At 71.0% G+C, this 21,230-nt stretch carries 21 protein-coding genes; 6 read left to right on the forward strand and 15 right to left on the reverse strand.

Translation table 11 applies throughout. The features are described from left to right. The first annotated feature begins 160 nt into the window (after positions 1 to 160). The gene (locus AC3CHW_RS09160; RefSeq protein ID WP_488470117.1) at positions 161 to 931 is read left to right on the forward strand and encodes an ABC transporter permease; all 771 of its coding nucleotides are present in this window, start codon (positions 161 to 163) and stop codon (positions 929 to 931) included. A 20-nt stretch (positions 932 to 951) separates the two neighbouring features. Next, complete coding sequence (locus tag AC3CHW_RS09165; RefSeq protein ID WP_176164164.1) at positions 952 to 1,539, forward strand: cob(I)yrinic acid a,c-diamide adenosyltransferase; 588 nt, start codon at positions 952 to 954, stop codon at positions 1,537 to 1,539. Between the two features lie 118 nt (positions 1,540 to 1,657). Here the strand turns inward: AC3CHW_RS09165 and AC3CHW_RS09170 are convergent, their stop codons facing one another. Then, positions 1,658 to 2,317 carry a hypothetical protein gene (locus AC3CHW_RS09170; protein ID WP_488470118.1) on the reverse strand — a complete coding sequence of 220 codons (660 nt, stop codon included), beginning with the start codon at positions 2,315 to 2,317 and terminating at the stop codon, positions 1,658 to 1,660. 195 nt (positions 2,318 to 2,512) lie between these two features. On the opposite strand from AC3CHW_RS09170, the gene AC3CHW_RS09175 reads away from it, so the two are divergent. The 4 genes from AC3CHW_RS09175 (at position 2,513) to AC3CHW_RS09190 (ending at position 7,812) form a co-directional block, all read left to right on the forward strand. Then, the gene (locus AC3CHW_RS09175) at positions 2,513 to 3,931 is read left to right on the forward strand and encodes a sensor histidine kinase (protein ID WP_488470119.1); all 1,419 of its coding nucleotides are present in this window, start codon (positions 2,513 to 2,515) and stop codon (positions 3,929 to 3,931) included. 239 nt (positions 3,932 to 4,170) lie between these two features. Then, a complete protein-coding gene (locus AC3CHW_RS09180; protein ID WP_488471011.1) occupies positions 4,171 to 4,830 on the forward strand; it encodes a response regulator in 660 nt (219 codons plus the stop codon). Positions 4,831 to 5,022: 192 nt separating this feature from the next. Next, positions 5,023 to 6,873, forward strand: coding sequence for a glycosyl hydrolase family 18 protein (locus tag AC3CHW_RS09185; RefSeq protein WP_187086425.1), 1,851 nt, complete (start codon positions 5,023 to 5,025; stop codon positions 6,871 to 6,873). Between the two features lie 249 nt (positions 6,874 to 7,122). Then, positions 7,123 to 7,812: a haloacid dehalogenase type II gene (locus AC3CHW_RS09190; protein WP_488470120.1), complete on the forward strand. Its 690-nt coding sequence runs from the start codon at positions 7,123 to 7,125 to the stop codon at positions 7,810 to 7,812. Between the two features lie 103 nt (positions 7,813 to 7,915). Here AC3CHW_RS09190 and AC3CHW_RS09195 read toward each other — a convergent pair whose 3' ends face one another. The 14 genes from AC3CHW_RS09195 to AC3CHW_RS09260 all read right to left on the reverse strand — a co-directional run bounded on the left by AC3CHW_RS09195 (position 7,916) and on the right by AC3CHW_RS09260 (position 21,164). Then, a complete protein-coding gene (locus AC3CHW_RS09195; RefSeq protein WP_187063118.1) occupies positions 7,916 to 8,422 on the reverse strand; it encodes a DUF2550 domain-containing protein in 507 nt (168 codons plus the stop codon). Between the two features lie 118 nt (positions 8,423 to 8,540). Then, a complete protein-coding gene (locus tag AC3CHW_RS09200) occupies positions 8,541 to 8,918 on the reverse strand; it encodes a F0F1 ATP synthase subunit epsilon (protein WP_176164156.1) in 378 nt (125 codons plus the stop codon). Positions 8,919 to 9,027: 109 nt separating this feature from the next. Continuing rightward, positions 9,028 to 10,482: a F0F1 ATP synthase subunit beta gene (atpD, locus tag AC3CHW_RS09205; RefSeq protein ID WP_359325141.1), complete on the reverse strand. Its 1,455-nt coding sequence runs from the start codon at positions 10,480 to 10,482 to the stop codon at positions 9,028 to 9,030. Position 10,483: 1 nt separating this feature from the next. Next, positions 10,484 to 11,410, reverse strand: a complete 927-nt coding sequence (locus AC3CHW_RS09210; RefSeq protein WP_488470121.1) for a F0F1 ATP synthase subunit gamma — start codon at positions 11,408 to 11,410, stop codon at positions 10,484 to 10,486. A 2-nt stretch (positions 11,411 to 11,412) separates the two neighbouring features. Next, positions 11,413 to 12,984 (reverse strand): F0F1 ATP synthase subunit alpha, encoded by a 1,572-nt coding sequence (gene atpA, locus AC3CHW_RS09215; RefSeq protein ID WP_176164152.1) that lies wholly within the window; start codon positions 12,982 to 12,984, stop codon positions 11,413 to 11,415. A gap of 122 nt (positions 12,985 to 13,106) precedes the next feature. Then, positions 13,107 to 13,931: a F0F1 ATP synthase subunit delta gene (locus AC3CHW_RS09220; protein ID WP_398608888.1), complete on the reverse strand. Its 825-nt coding sequence runs from the start codon at positions 13,929 to 13,931 to the stop codon at positions 13,107 to 13,109. Continuing rightward, a complete protein-coding gene (locus tag AC3CHW_RS09225; RefSeq protein WP_176164150.1) occupies positions 13,928 to 14,482 on the reverse strand; it encodes a F0F1 ATP synthase subunit B in 555 nt (184 codons plus the stop codon). Before AC3CHW_RS09225 ends, AC3CHW_RS09220 begins: the two co-directional genes overlap by 4 nt. Before the next feature lie 41 nt (positions 14,483 to 14,523). Then, positions 14,524 to 14,772 (reverse strand): ATP synthase subunit c family protein, encoded by a 249-nt coding sequence (locus tag AC3CHW_RS09230; protein ID WP_176164149.1) that lies wholly within the window; start codon positions 14,770 to 14,772, stop codon positions 14,524 to 14,526. Between the two features lie 76 nt (positions 14,773 to 14,848). Continuing rightward, positions 14,849 to 15,649 carry a F0F1 ATP synthase subunit A gene (gene atpB, locus AC3CHW_RS09235; RefSeq protein ID WP_187063133.1) on the reverse strand — a complete coding sequence of 267 codons (801 nt, stop codon included), beginning with the start codon at positions 15,647 to 15,649 and terminating at the stop codon, positions 14,849 to 14,851. A 279-nt stretch (positions 15,650 to 15,928) separates the two neighbouring features. Continuing rightward, a complete protein-coding gene (locus AC3CHW_RS09240; RefSeq protein ID WP_187063125.1) occupies positions 15,929 to 16,366 on the reverse strand; it encodes a Cg1360 family ATP-synthase-associated protein in 438 nt (145 codons plus the stop codon). Between the two features lie 383 nt (positions 16,367 to 16,749). Continuing rightward, a complete protein-coding gene (locus tag AC3CHW_RS09245; protein WP_488470122.1) occupies positions 16,750 to 18,096 on the reverse strand; it encodes an MraY family glycosyltransferase in 1,347 nt (448 codons plus the stop codon). A gap of 95 nt (positions 18,097 to 18,191) precedes the next feature. Beyond that, positions 18,192 to 19,493, reverse strand: a complete 1,302-nt coding sequence (locus AC3CHW_RS09250) for a serine hydroxymethyltransferase (RefSeq protein ID WP_488470123.1) — start codon at positions 19,491 to 19,493, stop codon at positions 18,192 to 18,194. Positions 19,494 to 19,842: 349 nt separating this feature from the next. After that, positions 19,843 to 20,520, reverse strand: a complete 678-nt coding sequence (locus AC3CHW_RS09255; protein ID WP_387594401.1) for an arsenate reductase/protein-tyrosine-phosphatase family protein — start codon at positions 20,518 to 20,520, stop codon at positions 19,843 to 19,845. After that, complete coding sequence (locus AC3CHW_RS09260; RefSeq protein ID WP_187063128.1) at positions 20,517 to 21,164, reverse strand: L-threonylcarbamoyladenylate synthase; 648 nt, start codon at positions 21,162 to 21,164, stop codon at positions 20,517 to 20,519. Before AC3CHW_RS09260 ends, AC3CHW_RS09255 begins: the two co-directional genes overlap by 4 nt. Between the last annotated feature and the right edge of the window lie 66 nt (positions 21,165 to 21,230).

Below are 21,230 nucleotides of genomic sequence, written 5' to 3' on the forward strand. Positions count from 1 at the left end.
CTGGCTCGCCCGCCTGACCCGTCCGGCGCGGCCAGGCACCGACCCCGCACCACCACCGCCGCCCCGCGTGCCCGCCACCGCCGCTCACGCGTGCGCGCACCCGCGCCCCGGCGCGCCGCCGAGCGCGCCCGGGCCGCACCACCGACGAGGAGTGCCCACCATGGCCACCGCCGCCCTGTCCGCCCTGTGCTCGGACACCGCGCTGATCTTCAGCCGGTACGCCCGACAGACCCTGAGGTCCCGGTTCCAGATGCTCTTCGGCATCCTGATGCCGCTGCTCTACCTGCTCTTCTTCGGCCCGCTGCTCACCGACCTGCCGCTGGGCTCCAAGGGCGACTCCTGGCAGGTGCTCGTACCCGGGCTACTGCTCCAACTCGGCCTTTTCGGCGCCTCGTTCGCCGGCTTCGCGGTGCTCATCGAGAAGCAGGGCGGCGTGCTGGAGCGGATGCGGGTGACGCCGGTGAGCCGGCTCGCGCTGCTGCTCGGCCGGGTGCTGCGGGACGCGGCCGTGTTCGTCTTCCAGGCCGTGCTGCTGGTGCTCGCCGCGCTGGTGATGGGGCTGCGCGCGCCGGTCGGCGGCGTGCTGATCGGCCTGGCGTTCGTCGCCCTGCTCACCGTGTCGCTGGCCTCGCTGTCGTACGCGCTGGCCCTCAAGGTCAACACGCCGCAGGAGTTCGGGCCCACCATCAACGCGCTGACCATGCCGTCCATGCTGCTGTCCGGGCTGATGCTGCCGATGACGCTGGCCCCGGGCTGGCTGGACGTGCTCTCCCACCTCATACCGTTCCGCTATCTGGTGGACGCGGTGCGGGCGGCCTTCGTCGGCGACTTCGCCAGCGCGCACCTGCTCTACGGGACGCTGGTGGGCGCCGCCCTCTCGGTCGTCGCCGTGACCATCGGCACCCGGGTGTTCACCTCCGCCGGCGCGTGACCGGTGGTTAGGCTCGCCCCATGGTCAATCTGACGCGCATCTACACCCGCACCGGTGACAAGGGCACGACCGCGCTCGGCGACATGAGCCGCACCGCCAAGACCGACGTCCGCATCGCGGCCTACGCCGACGCCAACGAGGCCAACGCCGCCATCGGCGTGGCCATCGCCCTCGGCTCGCTCCCCGCCGAGTTGGTACGCGTACTCGTACGCGTCCAGAACGACCTCTTCGACGTGGGGGCCGACCTGTGCACGCCGGTCGTGGAGAACCCCGAGTTCCCGCCGCTGCGGGTCGAGCAGTCCTACATCGACCAGTTGGAGGCGGACTGCGACACCTTCCTGGCGGACCTCGACAAGCTGCGCAGCTTCATCCTGCCGGGCGGCACGCCGGGCGCCGCGCTGCTGCACCAGGCGTGCACGGTGGTGCGGCGCGCGGAGCGCTCCACCTGGGCGGCGCTCGAAGAGCACGGCGTCGCCGAGGAGGGCGGCAGCATGAACCCGCTCACCGCGACGTACCTCAACCGCCTCTCCGACCTGCTGTTCATCCTGGCCCGCACCGCGAACAAGGAGACCGGCGACGTGCTCTGGGTCCCCGGCGGCGAACGCTGACGGCCCCGGCCCCACGGCGCCGCGCCCGCCCCACGGGCCCGGGGTGGGCCGTGGGGCGGGGCGGGCGAGAGGGGCCGTACGGGGCGGGGCGGCTGACGGCTGCCGGGCGGCCGGCCGCTCAGCGGTCGCGGTGCGTCACACGCTCGACCGCCTGCTGCCAGGCGGGGCGCCGCTCGACACCGGACTCGGCGTCGACACCGTGACCGCCGCCGGCGGGACCTCCGAAGGCGTTGCCGGCGGGACCCGCGGGGTCCTTTTTCGGCCACAGCGTGTACGACAGCGCGACCAGCAGCCAGATGCCGACCACCATGCCCATCGGCGCCTGCATGTCGCGCAGGGACGCCGTGCGGTCCGGGTCGTCGACGAACCAGACGGCCAGTTGGAGCAGCCCGGCCGCGATGCCCGCGCCCAGCGCCGTACGCAGCCACATCTTCCACTCGTGCGCGGCCCGCGCCATCCCGTACTTCGGCGGCTTGGCCGGCTTCGGCCCGCCCGCGAAGCGGTAGGCGAAGTGCCGGTCGGCCCAGGCCATCGTGTAGTGGCCGTAGGCGACGGAGAAGCCGATGTACATGGCGGCCAGGCCGTGCCTGGTACTCGCGGTGGCGCCGTCGCGCAGGTCGATCACGGTGGCGACGAGCAGCGCGAGTTCGAGCACCGGCTCGCACATCAGGATCGCGGCCCCGGCGCGCGGTCGCCGCAGCAGGTAGCGCACGCTCAGGCCGCCGACCAGCAGCACCCAGAAGCCGACCTCGGCGACGACGATCATCGTGACGATCACGGCAGCGACCTCCTGTTCCAGCTCGGGGGCCCGGCGACGTGTTCCCGGGCCACTCCTCCAGGCTCCCCGCGCGCCGGGCCGCGCGCGTCGTCGCCGCTGACGAGAGGGCGCTGCATCCTTCGATGTACCCGCCCCGGCCGCACCCGCGACCGTCAGCGGACGCCGGGCCGGTGACCTGCGTGTTGTGATGGAGACATGCCCCGCAGCCGGTCCCCGTTCCGCCCGCACGAGCACGACGTGCTGTTCGGCGTCGGCGGGCTGCTCAGCGGGCTCCTGCTCTACGCGCTCGACCTGCACAACAGCCCCGCCGCCTTCGGGCTGCCGGGCTGGCTGTCGCTGGTGGCGCTGTTCGTGATGTCCGGGGCCGAGTTGCTGCGGCGTACGGCCCCGCAGCTCGGCCTCACCATCGCCACCTGCGCCCTCGCGCTCGACATCCTCAGCGGCACGCTGGTGACCACGGTGCTGATGTTCTCGGACCTGGTGTACGCGGCCGTGCTGTACGGCTCGCCACAGGCGGCCCGCCGTATCCCGCGCGACTGCTACCTGATCACGGCGCTGATCACGGTCGGCACCCTCGTCGGCTTCCAGGACTCGGCCGCCCTGCTGCTCGGCTTCGCCACCGCGATGATCACCATCGTCCCCGCGTGGACCGGCGCGATCATCCGCACGCACCGCGAGGCCGCCCAGGCGGCCCGCCTCGAAGCCGAGCGCACCGCGCTCCTCGCCGAGCTCGACCGCCGGGAGGCCGTCGCCGCCGAGCGCGCCCGGATGGCCCGCGAGCTGCACGACATGGTCGCCGGCCACCTGTCGGCCATCGCCATCCACTCCACGGCCGCCCTCTCGCTCGGCGACCCGAAGGCGACCCACGAGGCGCTCGGCGTGATCCGCGAGAACAGCGTGCAGGGCCTGGCCGAAATGCGTCGGCTGATCGGACTGCTGCGCGACGCCAGCGGCGACGCGGAACCCACCGCCGTACCCACCCTCGACGGCCTGTCGGCGCTGCTCACCCGGGCCGAGCGGATCGGCGCGGACAACGGCCTGTCGTTCGCGCTCCACGACGAACGCGGGGCGGCCCCGACGCGACCCGACCAGGCGCGCGCCGCCGACCCCGACGCGGCCCGCCCCACGACCGCCGACCTCCCTCCCGCAGCCGGGCCCCCTCCGGCCGCCGGTCCACCTTCGGCCGCCGACCTCCCTGCGACCGCCGCCGAGCGCACCGGGTCGAGCGCCGCCCCGAGCCTCGCCCCGAACGCCGGGCCGGACGCCGCGCCAGCCGCCGGCGCGGACGCGCACGCCCTGCCCGCGCCGGTCGAGCTGGCCGCGTACCGCATCGTGCAGGAGGCGCTGACGAACGCGCTCAAGCACGCCGGTCCCGGGCAGGTGCGCGTGCGGCTGGGCCGCGCGGAGGACGGGGCGCTGCGCGTCGAGGTGGTCAGCCCGCTCGGCGACCGCGACGGCCCCCGCGCGCCGGGCTCCGGCGCCGGGTTGGTCGGCATGCGCGAGCGCGCGACGCTGCTCGGCGGCGAGTTCGAGGCGGGCCCGGAGACGGCCGGCCGGGACAGGATCTGGCGAGTACGGGCCGTACTGCCGGTGGACGAGGAGACACGCCCATGACCCACCCCAGCGACGCACGCGCCACGACGGCGCCGACGCACCCGACGGACCCCACGGAGGCGACCGGCCGGCCAGCCCCGACGGGCACCCCGGGGTCCACCGCCGGCTCGGACTCCGACGCCGGCGCCGCCGCAGGCACCGGAGCGACGACCGCCACGAGCACGCACCCGACGACCGCCGCGAGCACCGGAGCGGCGACCGCCGCGGATGCCGACGCGGCTGCCGCCGCGCCCGTCCGGGTGCTGGTGGCAGAGGACCAGACCTCCGTACGCGCCGGCCTGGTGCTGATCCTGCGGTCCGCGCCCGACCTCCGGGTCGTCGGCGAGGCGGCCGACGGCGAGCAGGCCGTGGCGCTGGCCCGCGAGTTGCGCCCCGACGTGGTCCTGATGGACGTGCAGATGCCGCGCCTGGACGGCGTGTCGGCCACCGGTCAGATCGTCGCCGACGGCCTGGCCGACGTGCTCGTACTGACCACCTTCGACCTGGACGAGTACGTGTTCGGCGCGCTGCGCGCGGGCGCGGCGGGCTTCCTCCTCAAGGACAGCGAGGCGACCGAACTCCTGGCGGCGGTACGCACGGTGGCCCGCGGCGAGGGGCTGATCGCTCCGTCGGTGACCCGCCGGCTGATCCGCGAGTTCGGCCGGGTGCAGCCGCCCGGGCTGGCGAGCGGGCCCGACACCGCCCTCCTGGACACGCTGACCCCACGGGAGCGCGAGGTGCTGGGCGCGCTCGGCGAGGGGTTGTCGAACGCGGAGATCGCTACCCGCCTGACGATGGCGGAGGCTACGGTGAAGACGCACGTGAGCCGGCTGCTGGCCAAACTGGAGCTGCGCAGCCGGGTGCAGGCCGCGGTACTGGCGCAGGAGTGGGGCGTGAGCGCTCCCCCGCGACGGCCGTAACCGGAATCCCTCAATCTCACTTTGGTCCAGACCTATTGACCCAGTGGTCCAGACCTCCTTACGCTCCCTTCACATCTTTGGTGAGCGTGTCATGACAATGACGGCTTACCGGGCGGCGCACGTTTCGCGAAGATCTCAGCCCGATATCCGGACGACCCCCCATCCGGACCCGAGTATCCAGGAGCCCCTGCAGTGAGATCAGGAATCGTCAGACGCATCCGGCATACCCGGCACAGAACCACTGCGGCGCTCGTCGCGCTCGCACTCCCCTTCGCCGCGCTCGTCGGCCTGGCCTCTCCCGCCCAGGCCGCCGAGTCCGCCACCGCCACCTACGTGAAGGCGGCCGACTGGGGCAGCGGCTACGAGGGCCGCTGGACCGTCAAGAACACCGGCGACACCACGCTGAACAGTTGGACCGTCGAGTGGGACGTCCCCTCCGGCACCACCGTCGGCTCCGGCTGGGACGCCACCATCACCGGCTCCGGCAACCACTACACCGCCAAGAACCTGAGCTGGAACGGCACCCTGGCGCCCGGCGCCAGCGTCACCTTCGGCTTCAACGGCACCGGCGGCGGCGCGCCGACCGGCTGTAAGCTCAACGGCGGCTCCTGTGACGGCAGCACGCAGCCCGGCGACACCCCGCCGAGCGCTCCTGGCATCCCCTCCGCCAGCGAGATCACCAACACCTCGGTGAAGCTGAGCTGGACCGCCGCCACCGACGACAAGGGCGTCAAGAACTACGACGTCCTGCGCGGCGGCACCACGATCGCCACCGTCACCGGCACCAGCTACACCGACTCCGGCCTGACCGCCGGTACGGACTACTCGTACACCGTCAAGGCCCGCGACACCGCCGACCAGCTCGGCGCGGCGAGCGGCGCGCGCACCGTGCGTACCACCGGTGGCGACGGCGGCGAGCCGCCGGTCGGCGACGCCGTGAAGCTGGGTTACTTCACCAACTGGGGCGTCTACCAGCGCAACTACCACGTCAAGAACCTGGTGACCTCGGGCTCCGCCGAGAAGATCACGCACATCAACTACGCCTTCGGCAACGTCCAGGGCGGCAAGTGCACCATCGGTGACGGCTACGCCGACTACGAGAAGGCGTACACCGCCGACCAGAGCGTCGACGGCAAGGCCGACACGTGGGACCAGCCGCTGCGCGGCAACTTCAACCAGCTCCGCAAGCTGAAGGCCAAGTACCCGAACATCAAGGTGCTGTGGTCGTTCGGTGGTTGGACCTGGTCCGGCGGCTTCGGTGACGCGGTCAAGAACCCGGCCGCCTTCGCCGACTCCTGCTACAAGCTGGTCGAGGACCCGCGTTGGGCCGATGTCTTCGACGGCATCGACCTGGACTGGGAGTACCCGAACGCCTGCGGCCTGACCTGCGACACCAGCGGCCCGAACTCCATGACCGCCATGATGAAGGCGATGCGGGACAAGTTCGGCGCCAACAACCTGGTCACCGCCGCGATCTCCGCTGACGGCTCCAACGGCGGCAAGCTCGACGTCGCGGACTACGCCGGCGCCGCCCAGTACGCCGACTGGTACAACGTCATGACGTACGACTTCTTCGGCGCCTGGGACGCGAAGGGCCCGACGGCCCCGCACTCCCCGCTCACCTCCTACCCGGGCATCCCGAAGGAGGGCTTCAACTCCGACGCGGCCATTCAGAAGCTCAAGGGCAAGGGCATCCCGGCGAAGAAGCTGCTGCTCGGCATCGGCTTCTACGGCCGCGGCTGGACCGGCGTCACCCAGAAGGAGCCGGGCGGCACCGCCACCGGCGCCGGCCCGGGCAAGTACGAGGCGGGCATCGAGGACTACAAGGACCTCAAGGACCGCTGCCCCGCCAACGGCACCGTGGGCGGCACCGCGTACGCCCACTGCGGCACCCAGTGGTGGAGCTACGACACCCCGGCCACGATCACCGGGAAGATGTCGTACGTGAAGGACCAGAAGCTCGGCGGCTCGTTCTTCTGGGAGTTCAGCGGTGACACCGCCAACGGCGAACTGATGTCGGCCATCAACAGCGGCCTGCGCTAGTCGCACGACGCGGGGCCGCGAGAGCGCGGCCCCGCCCGTCGGCCGGCCCCGCCGGGCCGGTGAGCACCACAGCGTGGGTCCAGCACGAACCGGACCGGGAAGGCAGGCACCGCCCGCCGCCTTCCCGGTCCTCCGCCATGCCCGGGCCATGCGGGCCCGCACGAGCCGCCCGGCCCGGGAATCACCGCCGGGGCCGAGGCGTTGCCACCACAGCCGCTCGCCCCTGCCTCGCCCGGGAGAAACCCGCACATGTCGCAGCCCCAGATCGACGCGCTCGTCTTCGACGTACTCGGCACGCTCGTCGACGAACCCCGCGGCCTCCGGGCCGGCCTGCGCCGCCTCGCCCCCACGCGGGACGACGCCGAGATCGAACGGCTTCTGACCCTGTGGCAGCACCACATCGAACGCGAACAGCGCCGCATGGTCGACGGCGCGCGCCCCTACGCGCCCAGTGACGCCCTCGACCAGGAAGCCGCCCACCTCGTCGCCGACGCCGCGGGCGTCACCGACCCGGCCGCCATCGCCGCCCTGGCCCACTCGGCCCGCGACCTCCCGCCCTGGCCCGACACGGTCACCGGACTCGCCCGGCTCGCCGAACGGTTCCCGCTGATCGGCCTCTCCAACGCGAGTCGTACGGCGCTGCTGGGCATCAACGCCCACGCCGGGCTGCGCTGGCACCAGGCCCTGTCCGCCGAGGACGCCCGTACGTACAAGCCGGACCCCGCGGTCTACGAGCTGGCCACCACCGTCGCGGGACGGCCGCCGGAGCGCCTCCTGATGGTGGCCGCCCACGCCTGGGACCTCCGCGCGGCCCAGGCCGTCGGCCTCCGCACCGCCTACGTGGCCCGCCCCGTCGGCGACCCACCCACCCCCACGGACACCTTCGACCTGCACGCCGAGAACCTGACCGACCTGGCCGACCAACTCACCGCTGGGTGAGGGGGAAGCCACCGTCAGGGGGAGCGGCACCTTTTATCTGCGCCACATTGACGCTCCCCCAGCTACCGCTGGGAGGTACCCCCAACCAACGCGGGTCCTCTATCTAAGCCACATTGACGCGTTGGCCCGGGGGGGCTGCTTCGAGCCAGGCCAGGAAGCCGGTGAGGGCGTCTTCGCTCATCGCGAGTTCGAGGCGGGTGCCCCGGTGGCGGCAGGCCAGGACCACGGCGTCGGAGAGGAGGGCGAGCTCTTCCTCGCCCTGCGGGGTGCGGCGGGCGATGACCTCGATGGCCGAGCGTTCGAGCAGTCGGCGCGGGCGGGGCGCGTACGAGAAGACGCGGAACCACTCCACCCGGTCGCCGCTGTAGCGCGCGACCCCGTACACCCAGCCCTTGCCGCTTGGCTCCCCCGCGTCGGTGCGCGGTACCTGGGCGCCGTCGGCGCCGGCCACGGCGGCGGCGGTGTCCGCTCGCGGCGGCACATCCCAGCGCAGGCTGCAGTCGAACGTTCCGCCGGATCGCTGGATCAGTCGTCTCCGCAGCCCGAAGACGAAGAGCCCCAGCAGCACGAGTACGACGACCGCGCCGCTGACAAGCAGAGCGAGGACCATCTTCACCGACCTCCTCGCGTCATCCAGAAATCCCGCACCTGCATCGCCTCAGCCGCGGGCCGCTGGATCGAGGTCCAGCGGTGCCCGCGGCTGAGGATCGTACGTATCTGTGGCTGGCTCAGTGCGCGCCCGCCACCGCGCGCAGTCGGACCTCGGCGCGCCGCTCGGCGGCGTCGTCCGCCTCCGACTTGGCACGCTCCAGCGCCCGCTCGGCACGCTGTACATCAATCTCGTCAGACAGCTCCGCGATCTCCGCGAGCACCGACAGCTTGTCGTCGGCGAACGAGATGAACCCGCCGTGCACCGCGGCGATCACCGTCCCGCCGTCGCTCGTACGAATGGTCACCGGGCCCGACTCCAGCACACCGAGCAGCGGCTGGTGGCCGGGCATGACGCCGATGTCACCCGATGTGGTGCGCGCGATGACCAAGGTGGCCGCGCCGGACCAGACACTCCGGTCCGCAGCGACCAGCTCGACGTGCAGCTCAGCAGCCAACGTGGCTCCTCGGGTCTCCACCCGGCGGGTGCGCCGGATGTTGGGTCGAATTCTAGTGGGCGTGGCGGGAGGGACGGGACCACACCCGTCCCTCCCACTACGTCAGGCGTCAGGCGACGCCGAGCTCCTTGGCCTTGGCCTTGAGGTCGTCCAGGCCACCGCACATGAAGAACGCCTGCTCGGGGAAGTGGTCGAACTCACCGTCGGCGATCGAGTTGAACGCGCTGATCGACTCGTCCAGCGAGACGTCCGAGCCGTCGAGACCGGTGAACTGCTTCGCCGCGTGGGTGTTCTGCGACAGGAAGCGCTCGATACGACGGGCGCGGTGGACGGTGAGCTTGTCCTCCTCGCCGAGCTCGTCGATGCCGAGGATCGCGATGATGTCCTGCAGGTCCTTGTACTTCTGCAGGATCCCCTTGACGCGGGAGGCGCAGTCGTAGTGCTCCTGCGAGATGTACCGCGGGTCCAGGATGCGGGACGTCGAGTCCAGCGGGTCCACCGCCGGGTAGATGCCCTTCTCCGAGATCGGCCGGGAGAGCACCGTCGTCGCGTCGAGGTGCGCGAAGGTGGTCGCCGGGGCCGGGTCGGTGAGGTCGTCGGCGGGGACGTAGATCGCCTGCATCGAGGTGATGGAGTGACCACGGGTCGAGGTGATGCGCTCCTGGAGGAGGCCCATCTCGTCCGCCAGGTTCGGCTGGTAACCCACCGCGGAGGGCATGCGGCCGAGCAGCGTGGAGACCTCGGAGCCGGCCTGCGTGAAGCGGAAGATGTTGTCGATGAAGAACAGCACGTCCTGCTTCTGGACGTCGCGGAAGTACTCGGCCATGGTGAGGCCGGCCAGCGCGACGCGCAGACGGGTGCCCGGGGGCTCGTCCATCTGGCCGAAGACCAGCGCGGTCTTGTCCAGCACGCCCGAGTCGGTCATCTCGTCGATGAGGTCGTTGCCCTCACGGGTGCGCTCGCCGACACCGGCGAACACGGAAACGCCCTCGTGCAGCTTGGCCACACGCATGATCATTTCCTGGATGAGGACGGTCTTGCCGACGCCGGCGCCGCCGAACAGACCGATCTTGCCGCCCTTGACGTACGGGGTCAGCAGGTCGACGACCTTCAGGCCGGTCTCGAACATCTCGGTCTTCGACTCGAGCTGGTCGAAGTCCGGCGCCTTGCGGTGGATGGGCCAGCGCTCGGTGACGTCCTTCTCGGCCTCGGGCTCGTTGAGGATCTGGCCGAGGGTGTTGAACACCTTGCCCTTGGTGATGTCACCGACGGGCACCGTGATGCCGTTGCCGGTGTTGGTCACCGCGGCCTGACGGACCAGGCCGTCGGTCGGCTGCATCGAGATGGCGCGGATGACGCCCTCACCCAGGTGCTGGGCGACCTCGAGGGTCAGCGTCTTGAGCTTGCCGTCCTCGGCCGGGTCGGCGACCTCGACGGTCAGCGCGTTGTAGATCTCCGGCATCGCGTCGACGGGGAACTCCACGTCGACGACCGGGCCGATGACCCGCGCGACGCGGCCAGTGGCCACGCCGGCAGGAGCGGTCGGCTCAACAGTGGTGGTCATATCAGTCACTCCCCGCGGTCGCGTCGGCCAGGGCGCTCGCGCCACCGACGATCTCGCTGATTTCCTGGGTGATGTCGGCCTGGCGGGCCGCATTGGCAAGCCGCGTGAGCGACTTGATGAGTTCTTCCGCGTTGTCGGTCGCCGACTTCATCGCACGGCGCGTGGCGGCGTGCTTGGAGGCGGCCGACTGGAGCAGCGCGTTGTAGATCCGGCTCTCGACGTACCGCGGCAGCAGCGCGTCGAGAACCTCTTCGGCCGACGGCTCGAAGTCGAACAGCGGCAGGATCTGGTCCTTGCCGGCGCCCGCCTTCTCCGCGTGCTCGGTGGCCTCGTCGATGCTCAGCGGCAGCAGCCGGACGTCGACCGGCGTCTGCGTCATCATCGACACGAACTCGGTGAAGATGATGTGCAGCTCATCGACACCGCCCTCGGCCGTCTCGGTGGTCACGGCCTCGATCAGCGGGCCCGCGACCGTCTTGGCGTCCGCGTACGTCGGGTTGTCCGTGAAGCCCGTCCACGACTTCGTGACCGCACGGCCACGGAAGCTGTAGTAGGCCACACCCTTGCGACCGACGATGTACGGCAGCACCTCCTTGCCCTCGGCGGTGAGCCGCTCGGTGAGCTGCTCGGCCGCCTTGATGGCGTTGGAGGAGTAGCCGCCGGCCAGACCGCGGTCGCTCGTGATGAGCAGCACGGCGGCCCGCGTCGGGCGCTCCACCTCGGTGGTCAGCGGGTGCCGGGTGTTGGAACCGGTGGCAACCGCCGTCACGGCGCGGGTGAGCTCGTTCGCGTACGGCGTGGAGGCGTCGACCTGACGCTGTGCCTTCACGATCCGTGACGCGGAGATCATCTCCATCGCCTTGGTGATCTTCTTGGTGGCGGTGACGGACTTGATGCGGCGCTTGTATACCCGTACCTGGGCGCCCATGCTCAGCCCTCACCCAGCAGCTTGCCGTCCGAGGTCTCGAACTGCCGCTTGAAGGAGGCGATGGCCTCGGCAACCGCCTGGAGCGTGTCGTCCGACATCTTGCCGCCCTCGCGGATCGACGTCAGCAGGTCCTTGTGCTCCCGGTGCAGGTAGTCAAGCAGCTCGCGCTCGAAGCGACGGATGTCCGCGACCGGCACGTCGTCCATCTTGCCGGAGGTACCGGCCCAGATCGAGACGACCTGGTCCTCGGTGGAGTACGGCGCGTACTGGCCCTGCTTGAGCAGCTCGACCATGCGCTTACCGCGCTCCAGCGACGCCTTCGAGGCCGCGTCCAGGTCGGAACCGAAGGCGGCGAACGCCTCCAGCTCGCGGAACTGGGCGAGGTCCACGCGGAGGCGACCCGAGACCTGGCGCATGGCCTTGTGCTGGGCCGAGCCACCGACTCGGGAGACCGAGATACCGACGTTCAGCGCCGGCCGCTGGCCCGCGTTGAACAGGTCGGACTCCAAGAAGCACTGGCCGTCGGTGATGGAGATGACGTTGGTCGGGATGAACGCCGACACGTCGTTGGCCTTCGTCTCGACGATCGGCAGACCCGTCATCGAGCCGGCACCCAGCTCGTCCGAGAGCTTGGCGCAACGCTCCAGGAGCCGCGAGTGCAGGTAGAAGACGTCACCCGGGTAGGCCTCGCGGCCCGGCGGGCGACGCAGCAGCAGGGACACGGCGCGGTAGGCGTCGGCCTGCTTCGAGAGGTCGTCGAAGACGATCAGGACGTGCTTGCCCTGGTACATCCAGTGCTGGCCGATGGCCGAGCCGGTGTACGGGGCGAGGTACTTGAAGCCCGCCGGGTCCGAGGCCGGAGCCGCGACGATCGTCGTGTACTCCAGCGCGCCCGCCTCCTCCAGCGCGCCGCGCACGCCGGCGATGGTGGAGCCCTTCTGGCCGATGGCGACGTAGATGCAGCGGACCTGCTTCTTGGGGTCGCCGGTGCGCCAGTTGTCCCGCTGGTTGATGATCGTGTCGACGGCCAGGGCGGTCTTGCCGGTCTGGCGGTCACCGATGATGAGCTGGCGCTGGCCGCGGCCGATCGGGGTCATCGCGTCGACGGCCTTGAGGCCGGTCTGCATCGGCTCGTGCACCGACTTACGCACCATGACGCCGGGAGCCTGCAGCTCCAGGGCGCGACGGCTTTCGGTCTCGATCTCGCCGAGGCCGTCGATCGGGTTGCCGAGCGGGTCGACGACGCGACCCAGGTAGCCCTCGCCGACGGCTACCGAGAGGACCTCGCCGGTACGCGTGACCGGCTGGCCCTCTTCAATGCCGTTGAACTCGCCGAGGACGACCGCGCCGATCTCGCGCTCCTCGAGGTTGAGGGCGAGACCAAGGGTGCCGTCCTCGAACTTCAGCAGCTCGTTCGCCATGGCCGAGGGCAGCCCCTCGACCTTTGCGATGCCGTCGCCGGCAACGCTGACCGTACCGACCTCCTCGCGCGAGGCCGCGTCCGGCGTGTACGCCTGGACAAAGTTCTCCAGTGCGTCCCGGATCTCCTCCGGCCGGATCGTGAGCTCCGCCATCTGGGTTCCCTGCTCTCCTTGTTGGGCCCGAAGTTTTTCTGGGGGGTCTGGGGGCTACCCCCCAGAGGACATCAGTCGGCCCAACTCGGGCCGCTAGCAATGCTTGTTGAGTTGGTGGCTGATCAGCCGGCCATCCGACGGGCCGCCTCGTCGAGACGGTCCGCGATGCTGCCGTTGATCACCTCGTCGCCGATGCGCACCGTCACCCCGCCGAGGACGCTCGGGTCCACGTCGAGGTTGAGGTGCACCGCACGCCCGTAGATCCGGGCGAGCGCACCGCTCAGGCGCTGCTTCTGCTGGTCAGAGAGCGGCACCGCGGAGGTGACGACGGCGACCACGCGGCTGCGACGGTCCGCGGCCAGCTTGGAGAGGGCTTCAAGACCCGCTTCCAGGCTACGTCCCCGAGGCTGGGTGACAAGACGGATCACCAGCCGCTCGGTGACGGGGTTGGCCCGACCGCCGAGCAGCGAGCGCAGCAGTTCGGCCTGAGCCGCCCTGGCGCCCTGGTGAGCGGCCTTCGCGGTCAGCGCGGCCCGCAGTTCGGCGGAGGAGGAGACGATCCGGCCGAACCGGAACACCTCGTCCTCCACGTCGTCGAGCGCGCCGGCGCGCTGCGCGGCGATGAGGTCGGCGCTGGCCGCCAGCTCCTCGATCGCGTCCACCAGGTCACGCGAGCGCGACCAGCGGGAGCGGACCATGCCGGAGACCAGGTCCAGGGACTCGCCGCCGAGCTGGCCGCCGACGAGCCGGCGCACCAGGTCGGCCTTGGCCTCGCCGGACTGCGCCGGGTCGGTCAGTGCCCGGCGCAGTGACACCTCGCGGTCGAGCAGCGTGGTGACGGCGGCCAGCTCCTCGGCGAGCTTCGCCGCGTCGACGGACGTGTTGTCCGTCAGCGCGTCGAGTCGCTCGCGTGCGGAGGCCAGCGCCTCGCGGCTCGCTCCGTTCATCGCGTGGCCTCGGCCTTCGTCGCGCTGTCCTCGAGTCCGTCGAGGAAGCGGTCGATGGTGCGGCTCTGCCGGGCGTTGTCCTCAAGGGCCTCGCCCACGAGCTTGCCGGCCAGTTCGGTGGCGAGCTTGCCCACGTCCTGGCGCAGCGAGAGCGCGGCCTGCTTGCGGTCGGCCTCGATCTGGGCGTGACCGGCGGCGATGATGTCCTCACGCTGCCGCTGGCCTTCCGCGCGCATCTCGGCGATGAGCGCGGCGCCCTGCTCCTGCGCCTCCTGGCGCAGGCGCGCGGCCTCGTGGCGGGCGTCAGCGAGCTGGGCCCGGTAGTCATCGAGAACCTGCTGCGCCTCGGCCTGGGTGGCCTCGGCCTTCTCCATGCCGCCTTCGATCGACGCCCGGCGCTCTTCCAGAACCTTGTTGATGTTCGGGAGGAGCTTCTTGGCGAGGAAGAGGAAGACGATTGCGAAGGCGATCAGGCCGATGACGAGCTCTGGGATCGGCGGGACGAGGGGGTTCTCGGCCTCCTCGGACGCCATCTGTACCAGGGCGTTCACATCAGTGCCTTTCGTCGAATCGACTGGGCTTTACGCCGTGATCAGCTGGTCGGGTAGACGAACGGCATGACCAGACCGATCAGGGCGAGCGCCTCACAGAAGGCGAAGCCGAGGATCTGGTTGGCGCGGATCAGGCCGGCAGCCTCGGGCTGACGGGCGAGGGCCTGGGTGCCGTTACCGAAGATGATGCCGACGCCGACGCCGGGGCCGATGGCCGCGAGGCCGTAACCGATCGAGCCGAGGTTGCCCTTGAGTTCGACACCAGCAGCAATGGTCTGGAGAGCGGACATGCCGGTTCTTCCTTCTCTTTCACGGACCGGTGGGGGTTGGCCACCGGACGTCTATTGGACTGGGGGAGGCGGGTGCTCAGTGGTGCTCGGCGAGAGCGCCCTGCACATAGGTGGCGGCCAGCAGCACGAAGACGTACGCCTGGACGGCCTGGATGAAGAGCTCGAAGGCGGTCATCACGATGGTCAGCACGAACGAGACGCCCGCGTAGGCGATGCCGATCCCGTTCAGCAGGTACCAGCTGGCGATCGTGAACATCAGCAGCAGCAGGTGACCGGCGAACATGTTCGCGAAGAGCCGGACCGCGTGCGTGAACGGCCGCACGAGGACGTTGGACATGAACTCCAGGAACATGACCAGCGGCAGGACCCCGCCAAGGGACTTGTCGTAGCCGGTGATGTTCTTCATGCCGCCGACGAAGCCGTGCTTGCTGAAGGTGAGGTACATCCACAGCACGTACACGATGAGCGCCAGCGCGGCGGGGAAGGCGATGATCGAGGTCACCGGGAACTGGGCCACCGGGACGATCGACCAAAGGTTCATGATCCATACGAAGAAGAACAGCGAGACCATCAGGGGGACGTACTTCTCGCCCTCCTTCTTGCCGAGGGTCTCGTAGACGATGCCCTTGCGGACGAAGTCGTATCCCGCCTCGCCAATCATCTGCAGCTTGCCCGGGACGACCTTGGCCTTTCCGAAGGCCGCCCAGAAGAACCAGACGATGGCTACCGTTCCGAGCAGCGCCAACAGCATCGGCTTGTTGAACTCAAAGCTGCCGACGGTGAAGATCGGGTCGAAGGTGAACGAGTGAAGCCCTGGGGCCGGGAAGCCGCACCCGTCCTTCTCAAAGATGTGGCAATCGGTCTCGAAGGCGAGCATCTGGTCAGAACTCACCGCGAGCTCCTTCAGCGTGGCGCATGGGTACGGCAACCTCGTTGTGTCGGCGCGGCACGGAGCCACGGAACGGCACTGGACTGGTCTTACGGATTAGGGGGCAGCTGGTCGGCGCTGGGCCGGGGCGGATCGCTGGCACCTGCCGCGATGGCCGCTGGTTGCGTCCCGGGAGATACGGGAGTTCAGCCGCCGGCGCCAGCTGTGCCGCAGATGGCACCGGACGATAGCAGGCGCTCGCGCGGACATTTATTCCGCCCCTACGTGTCACGTCGTGGACCCTGCGGTCTCTGACTTCGGGGCCTCGGGGGCCGCCGGATCGACGTAGAAGATCTTGGCTTTCATGTGCGCGCGAGCCTGGGCGCCGATCCACACGACGGTGGCGACGACCAACGTGATGGCGAACGCCCGGGGATTGAAGAACGTGGCGTTCTTGAAGACGGCGACAAAGACCACCATCAGCAGAAGCTGGACCACGTACAACACGAGTCCAATGCCCTGAAAGAGCAGCGGAAGGGATTTGGCGACCCACTGCAGGACACCCAGTCCCATTCCCATGAGCAGAATCACCAGCACGACGCCGAAGACAGCACCGATCGCCCCCTTGCCGCCCGCGAACACGGCGCTGGCCGCCACGGCGAGGGCGCCGACGGCAGCGGTGGGTGCGGCGGTATGGAGGAGGATTCGGGCGTCATTCGACTGCATGGCGGCAGCTCCGGCTGGGCGAGAGGGCGGGCGTCGTCATGGACGAGCGTAGCCCGGGGCAAGGGATGACCTGGGACCCAAAGGACCTTCGCACTGGGGTCCTTGAGATCTCCGCATGGGATCTGTGCACCGGGTTTCGTGAACGGTATCACAAACTATTTGATGAGGTCTTTACCTACAAAGTGTGCCGGCCGTCACACGAAAGAGTTACTTACGTCACGTCCAACTGACGTCAGCGAGCAAGTCTGGTATGTGAGCGACACCCCGGGTCACCAGGCACGATGCGGGCGGACCCACGCGGGGCACCCACACCATGCCGTGCGCATCCTCGCATTCCGTACCGCGCGGGCACCCACGCGGCCCCCGGAGCGCGCGGCTCCGGATCAGCGGTGCGTGCTGATCTTGCGCCGCTGCGGCAGCCGCGAACGGTCGCCGACGGCGGTCGCGCCGTGGAACCCGCTGGGCACCGGCTCCCGCTCCTCGCCCCCGTCGTCCCCGGCCTCCGACCGGGCCGCGGGGTCGCCCTCCGGGGCCTGGTTCACGGCGTGCGCGCCACGGCGCCGGCCGCGCCGGTAGCGGGGCGGGAACAGGCTCTCCGCCCAGCGCGGCGCGTGCGGCGTGAACCGCGGCAGCAGCAGGAGCACCAGGCCGACACCGCTCAGCGCGGCGATCGCCAGGACCACCCACACGCTCGCGGAGTTGACCGAGTAGGCCACGGCGCCGAAGGCGATCAGCGCGGACCAGAAGTACATGATGAGCACCGCGCGGCTGTGCGAGTGGCCGATCTCCAGGAGCCGGTGGTGCAGGTGCCCGCGGTCGGCGGCGAACGGCGACTGGCCGTTCCAGGTGCGTCGCACGATGGCCAGCACCAGGTCGGCGATGGGCACCGCGATCACCGTCAGCGGCAGCAGCAGCGGGATGTAGACCGGCACCATCGCGTGCACCGCGGCCCGCTCCGAGCCCGCCGACGAGTTGAGCAGGTCCGGGTCGACCTGGCCGGTGATCGAGATCGCGCCCGCGGCCATGACCAGGCCGATCAGCATCGAGCCCGAGTCGCCCATGAAGATGCGCGCCGGGTGCATGTTGTGCGGCAGGAACCCGAGGCACATGCCCATCAGGATCACCGCGAACAGCGTCGCCGGGGCCGCGGCCTCCACGCCGTAGCCGAACCACATCCGGTAGGCGTACATGAAGAACGCCGTGGCCGCGATGCAGACCATGCCGGATGCCAGGCCGTCGAGTCCGTCGACGAAGTTGACGGCGTTGATGGTGATGACCACGAGCGCCACCGTCAGCAGCGTGCCCTGCATGGGGGTGAGCGAGACGGTGCCGACGCCGGGCACCGGAATCCACAGGATGGTCAGGCCCTGGAGGACCATCACGCCGGCGGCGATCATCTGGCCGCCCAGCTTGACCAGCGCGTCCACGCCCCACTTGTCGTCCAGCACGCCCAGCAGCCAGATCAGCCCGGCGCCCGAGAGCAGCGCGCGCGGCTCGTTGGAGATCTCGTAGACGCTCTTGAGGTTGGTCAGGTGCGCGGCGACGAGCAGACCCGCGCACAGCCCGCCGAACATCGCGATCCCGCCAAGTCGCGGGGTGGGTTCGCGGTGTACGTCCCGGGCGCGGATCTCGGGCATCGCCCCGGCCGCGATGGCGAACTTCCGCACCGGGCCGGTGAGCAGATAGGTGACCGCAGCCGTGACACACAGCGTCAGCAGGTATTCACGCACGGGCTGCCCCAGAGGTTTCGCTGGCCATCACAGCCCCACACCCTATGCGCGTCCGACCTTGTTCTGTGAACTTCAAGACAGACGCACGGCGGGCGTCAGTGGTTCCCGTCGCCGATCCGGGGTTCGGTCGCGGCCGGGTAGGGGGGAAAGCTCCCGGCCAGTTCCGCGACCTCCGCGCGGACCGCCCCGTCCTCCCGCAGGGCCGCCCCGATCAGCTCCCCGACCCGCTCCATCTCGGCCTCCGCCATGCCCTGCGTGGTGACCGCGGCGGTGCCCAGCCGCAGGCCCTTCACGTACCCGGCCGCCTGCCCGGGCTGGGGCAGCGCGCAGGTGTCGAGCACGATGCCGGCGGCGGCGAGCCGGCCGCGCGCGGTGCGCCCGTCGAGGCCGAGACCCGTGACGTCGGCGCTGATCAGATGGGTGTCGGTGCCCCCGGTCAGCAGGCCGAGCCCGAGGCCGTCCAGCGCCCAGGCCAGCACGCGCGCGTTGTCGACGACGCGGTGCGCGTACGCGACGAAGTCGGCCGTCGCGGCCTCCGCGAAGGCGACCGCCTTGGCGGCCACGGTGTGCATCTGCGCGCCGCCCTGGGTGAACGGGAAGACCGCCCGGTCGATGCGTTCGGCCAGCGCGGCGTTGCACAAGATCAAGCCACCGCGCGGCCCGCGCAACACCTTGTGGGTGGTGGCGCAGACCACATCCGCGTACGGCACCGGATTGGGCGCCGCGCCGCCGGCCACCAGGCCGATGGGGTGGGCCGCGTCGGCGATGAGGTAGGCACCCGTCTCGTCGGCGATCTCCCGGAAGGCGGCGTAGTCCGGGTGCCGGGGGTAGGAGATCGAGCCGCAGACGATGGCCTTGGGACGGTGGGCCAGGGCCAGGGCGCGGACCTGGTCGTAGTCGATGAGGCCGGTGGCGCGATCCAGTCCGTAGCCGACGAAGTCGAACCAGCGGCCGGAGAAGTTCGCCGACGAGCCGTGCGTGAGGTGCCCGCCGTGCGGCAGGCCCATCGCCAGGACCGTGTCGCCCGGGCGCAGCAGCGCGGCGTACGCGGCCAGTACGGCGGAGGACCCGGAGTGCGGCTGGACGTTGGCGTGCTCGGCGCCGAACAGCGCCTTGGCCCGGTCGATGGCGATCCGCTCGGCGAGGTCCACCAGCTCGCAGCCGCCGTGGTGGCGGGCGCCGGGGTAGCCCTCGGCGTACTTGTTGGCCAGCGGCGAGCCGAGCGCGGCCAGCACGGCGCGGGAGGTGAAGTTCTCGGCCGCGATGAGTTGCAGCCCGTCGGACTGCCGCTCGACCTCGCCGAGCAGCACCCCGGCGATCTCCGGATCGACCCGGCGCAGCGCGTCGAGGTCGTTTCCCCAGGGGGTCTGTGGCAAGGACGTGGCGCTGACCGGCATGGCGAACCTTCCGGGCGAGAGGGGCGTAAGGCCCAATGTAGGGCCGCCGTGCCGCGACTGCCCGGTGTGTGCGCCGCCCGGGGTGGTTCGCCGCCACGGGAGCGGACCGGCGCGCGCCCCGCGGGCGGTGGGCGCCCGGGCCGCTGTGCGCTGCCGTATCGCCCGTACGGGGCGAGGGGTGCCCCGGTTGTCCCGGCCGGCGCTCGCGCGGCGGCACGCGCCCGCACACCCCCGCGCGGCGGCGCGGGGCCGCCGGCGGGGGCGGCCATGCCCGCGGCCCGAGCGGTGTCGGCCCGAGCGGCGCGGCCCGGACGGGCGGGCCCGGACGGCGGGTCGCCCTGGGCGCGGGCTAGGCGGGGGCCGGCACCCCGGTCAGGGCCGTGACCACCGGGTCGAGGGCCTGGTTGATCTCGTCGCCGATGCTGCGGAAGAACGTGATGGGCGCCCCGTACGGGTCGTGCACCTCGTCCGCCTCCTCGTTCGGGGCCAGCAGCCAGCCGCGCAGCGCGGCGGCGGCCCGCACCAGGGCGCGGGCGCGCTCGACCACGCCGCCGGCCTGCTCGGGGTCGGGCAGCGTCGCGGGGTCTATGGCTCGCACCAGCCGGGTGAACTCCTTGAGCGTGAAGGTGCGCAGGCCGGCTGAGTGCCCCATGGAGATGACCTGGGCCCGGTGGTCGCGGGTGGCGGTCAGGACCAGGTCGGCGCGGATGACGTGCTCGTCGAGGAGTTCGCGGCCGAGGAAGCCGTCCGGGTCCGCGCCGAAGTCGGCCAGCACGGTGGCGGCGTGCGCCTCCATCGGCGCGCCCTCGTGGCCCCAGGTGCCCGCGCTCTCCACGACGAGGCCGCCGATGTACGGGTCGCCGAGCCGGTGCGCCAGGGCGTGCCGGTTCAGCCGCTCGGTGATGGGCGAGCGGCACACGTTGCCGGTGCTGACGTGGAGGATGCGAAAGGCGCCCGCGCCGTGGCCCTGGCCACCGTCGCGGGGGAGGTCACCGTCCGCTATGCCACGCCCGTGGGGGGACGTCAATTGGCCACCTCAAGATCGGGCACGACCTCGCGCAGTTGGTCAGCGCTGAGGGCGCCCGCGCGCAGCAGCACCGGCACCTTGCCGGTCACGTCCACGATGGAGGACGGCACGGCGGCCGGCGTCGGCCCGGCGTCGAGGTAGACCGAGATGGAGTCGCCGAGCATGTCCTGGGCCGCGTCGCAGTCCTGCGGCGAGGGGTGACCGGTCAGGTTGGCGCTGGAGACGGCCATCGGCCCGAACTCGGTCAGCAGCTCGATCGCCACCGGGTGCAGCGGCATCCGCACCGCGACCGTGCCCCGGGTCTCCCCCAGGTCCCAGGTCAGCGACGGCTGGTGGCGGGCCACCAGCGTGAGCGCGCCCGGCCAGAACGCGTCCACCAGTTCCCACGCCTGCTCGGAGAAGTCCGTGACCAGGCCGTGCAGCGTGTTCGGGGACCCCACGAGGACGGGTGAGGGCATGCCGCGCCCGCGGCCCTTGGCCGCCAGCAGATCGGCCACGGCCTCCGCGCTGAAGGCGTCGGCCCCGACCCCGTACACGGTGTCGGTGGGCAGCACGACCAGTTCACCGCGGCGGATCGCGGACGCGGCCTCGCGCAGGCCGGTCTTGCGGTCGGTCGCGTCACCGCAGTCGTATCGCCGAGCCATTTAACGGACCTCCTCGTAACGGACCAATGTCTGCCGCGCCCTCGCGCGGCGCGCCGCGGCTGCGCT

This window comes from Streptomyces sp. MGP-BFMKR1 (assembly GCF_057766585.1).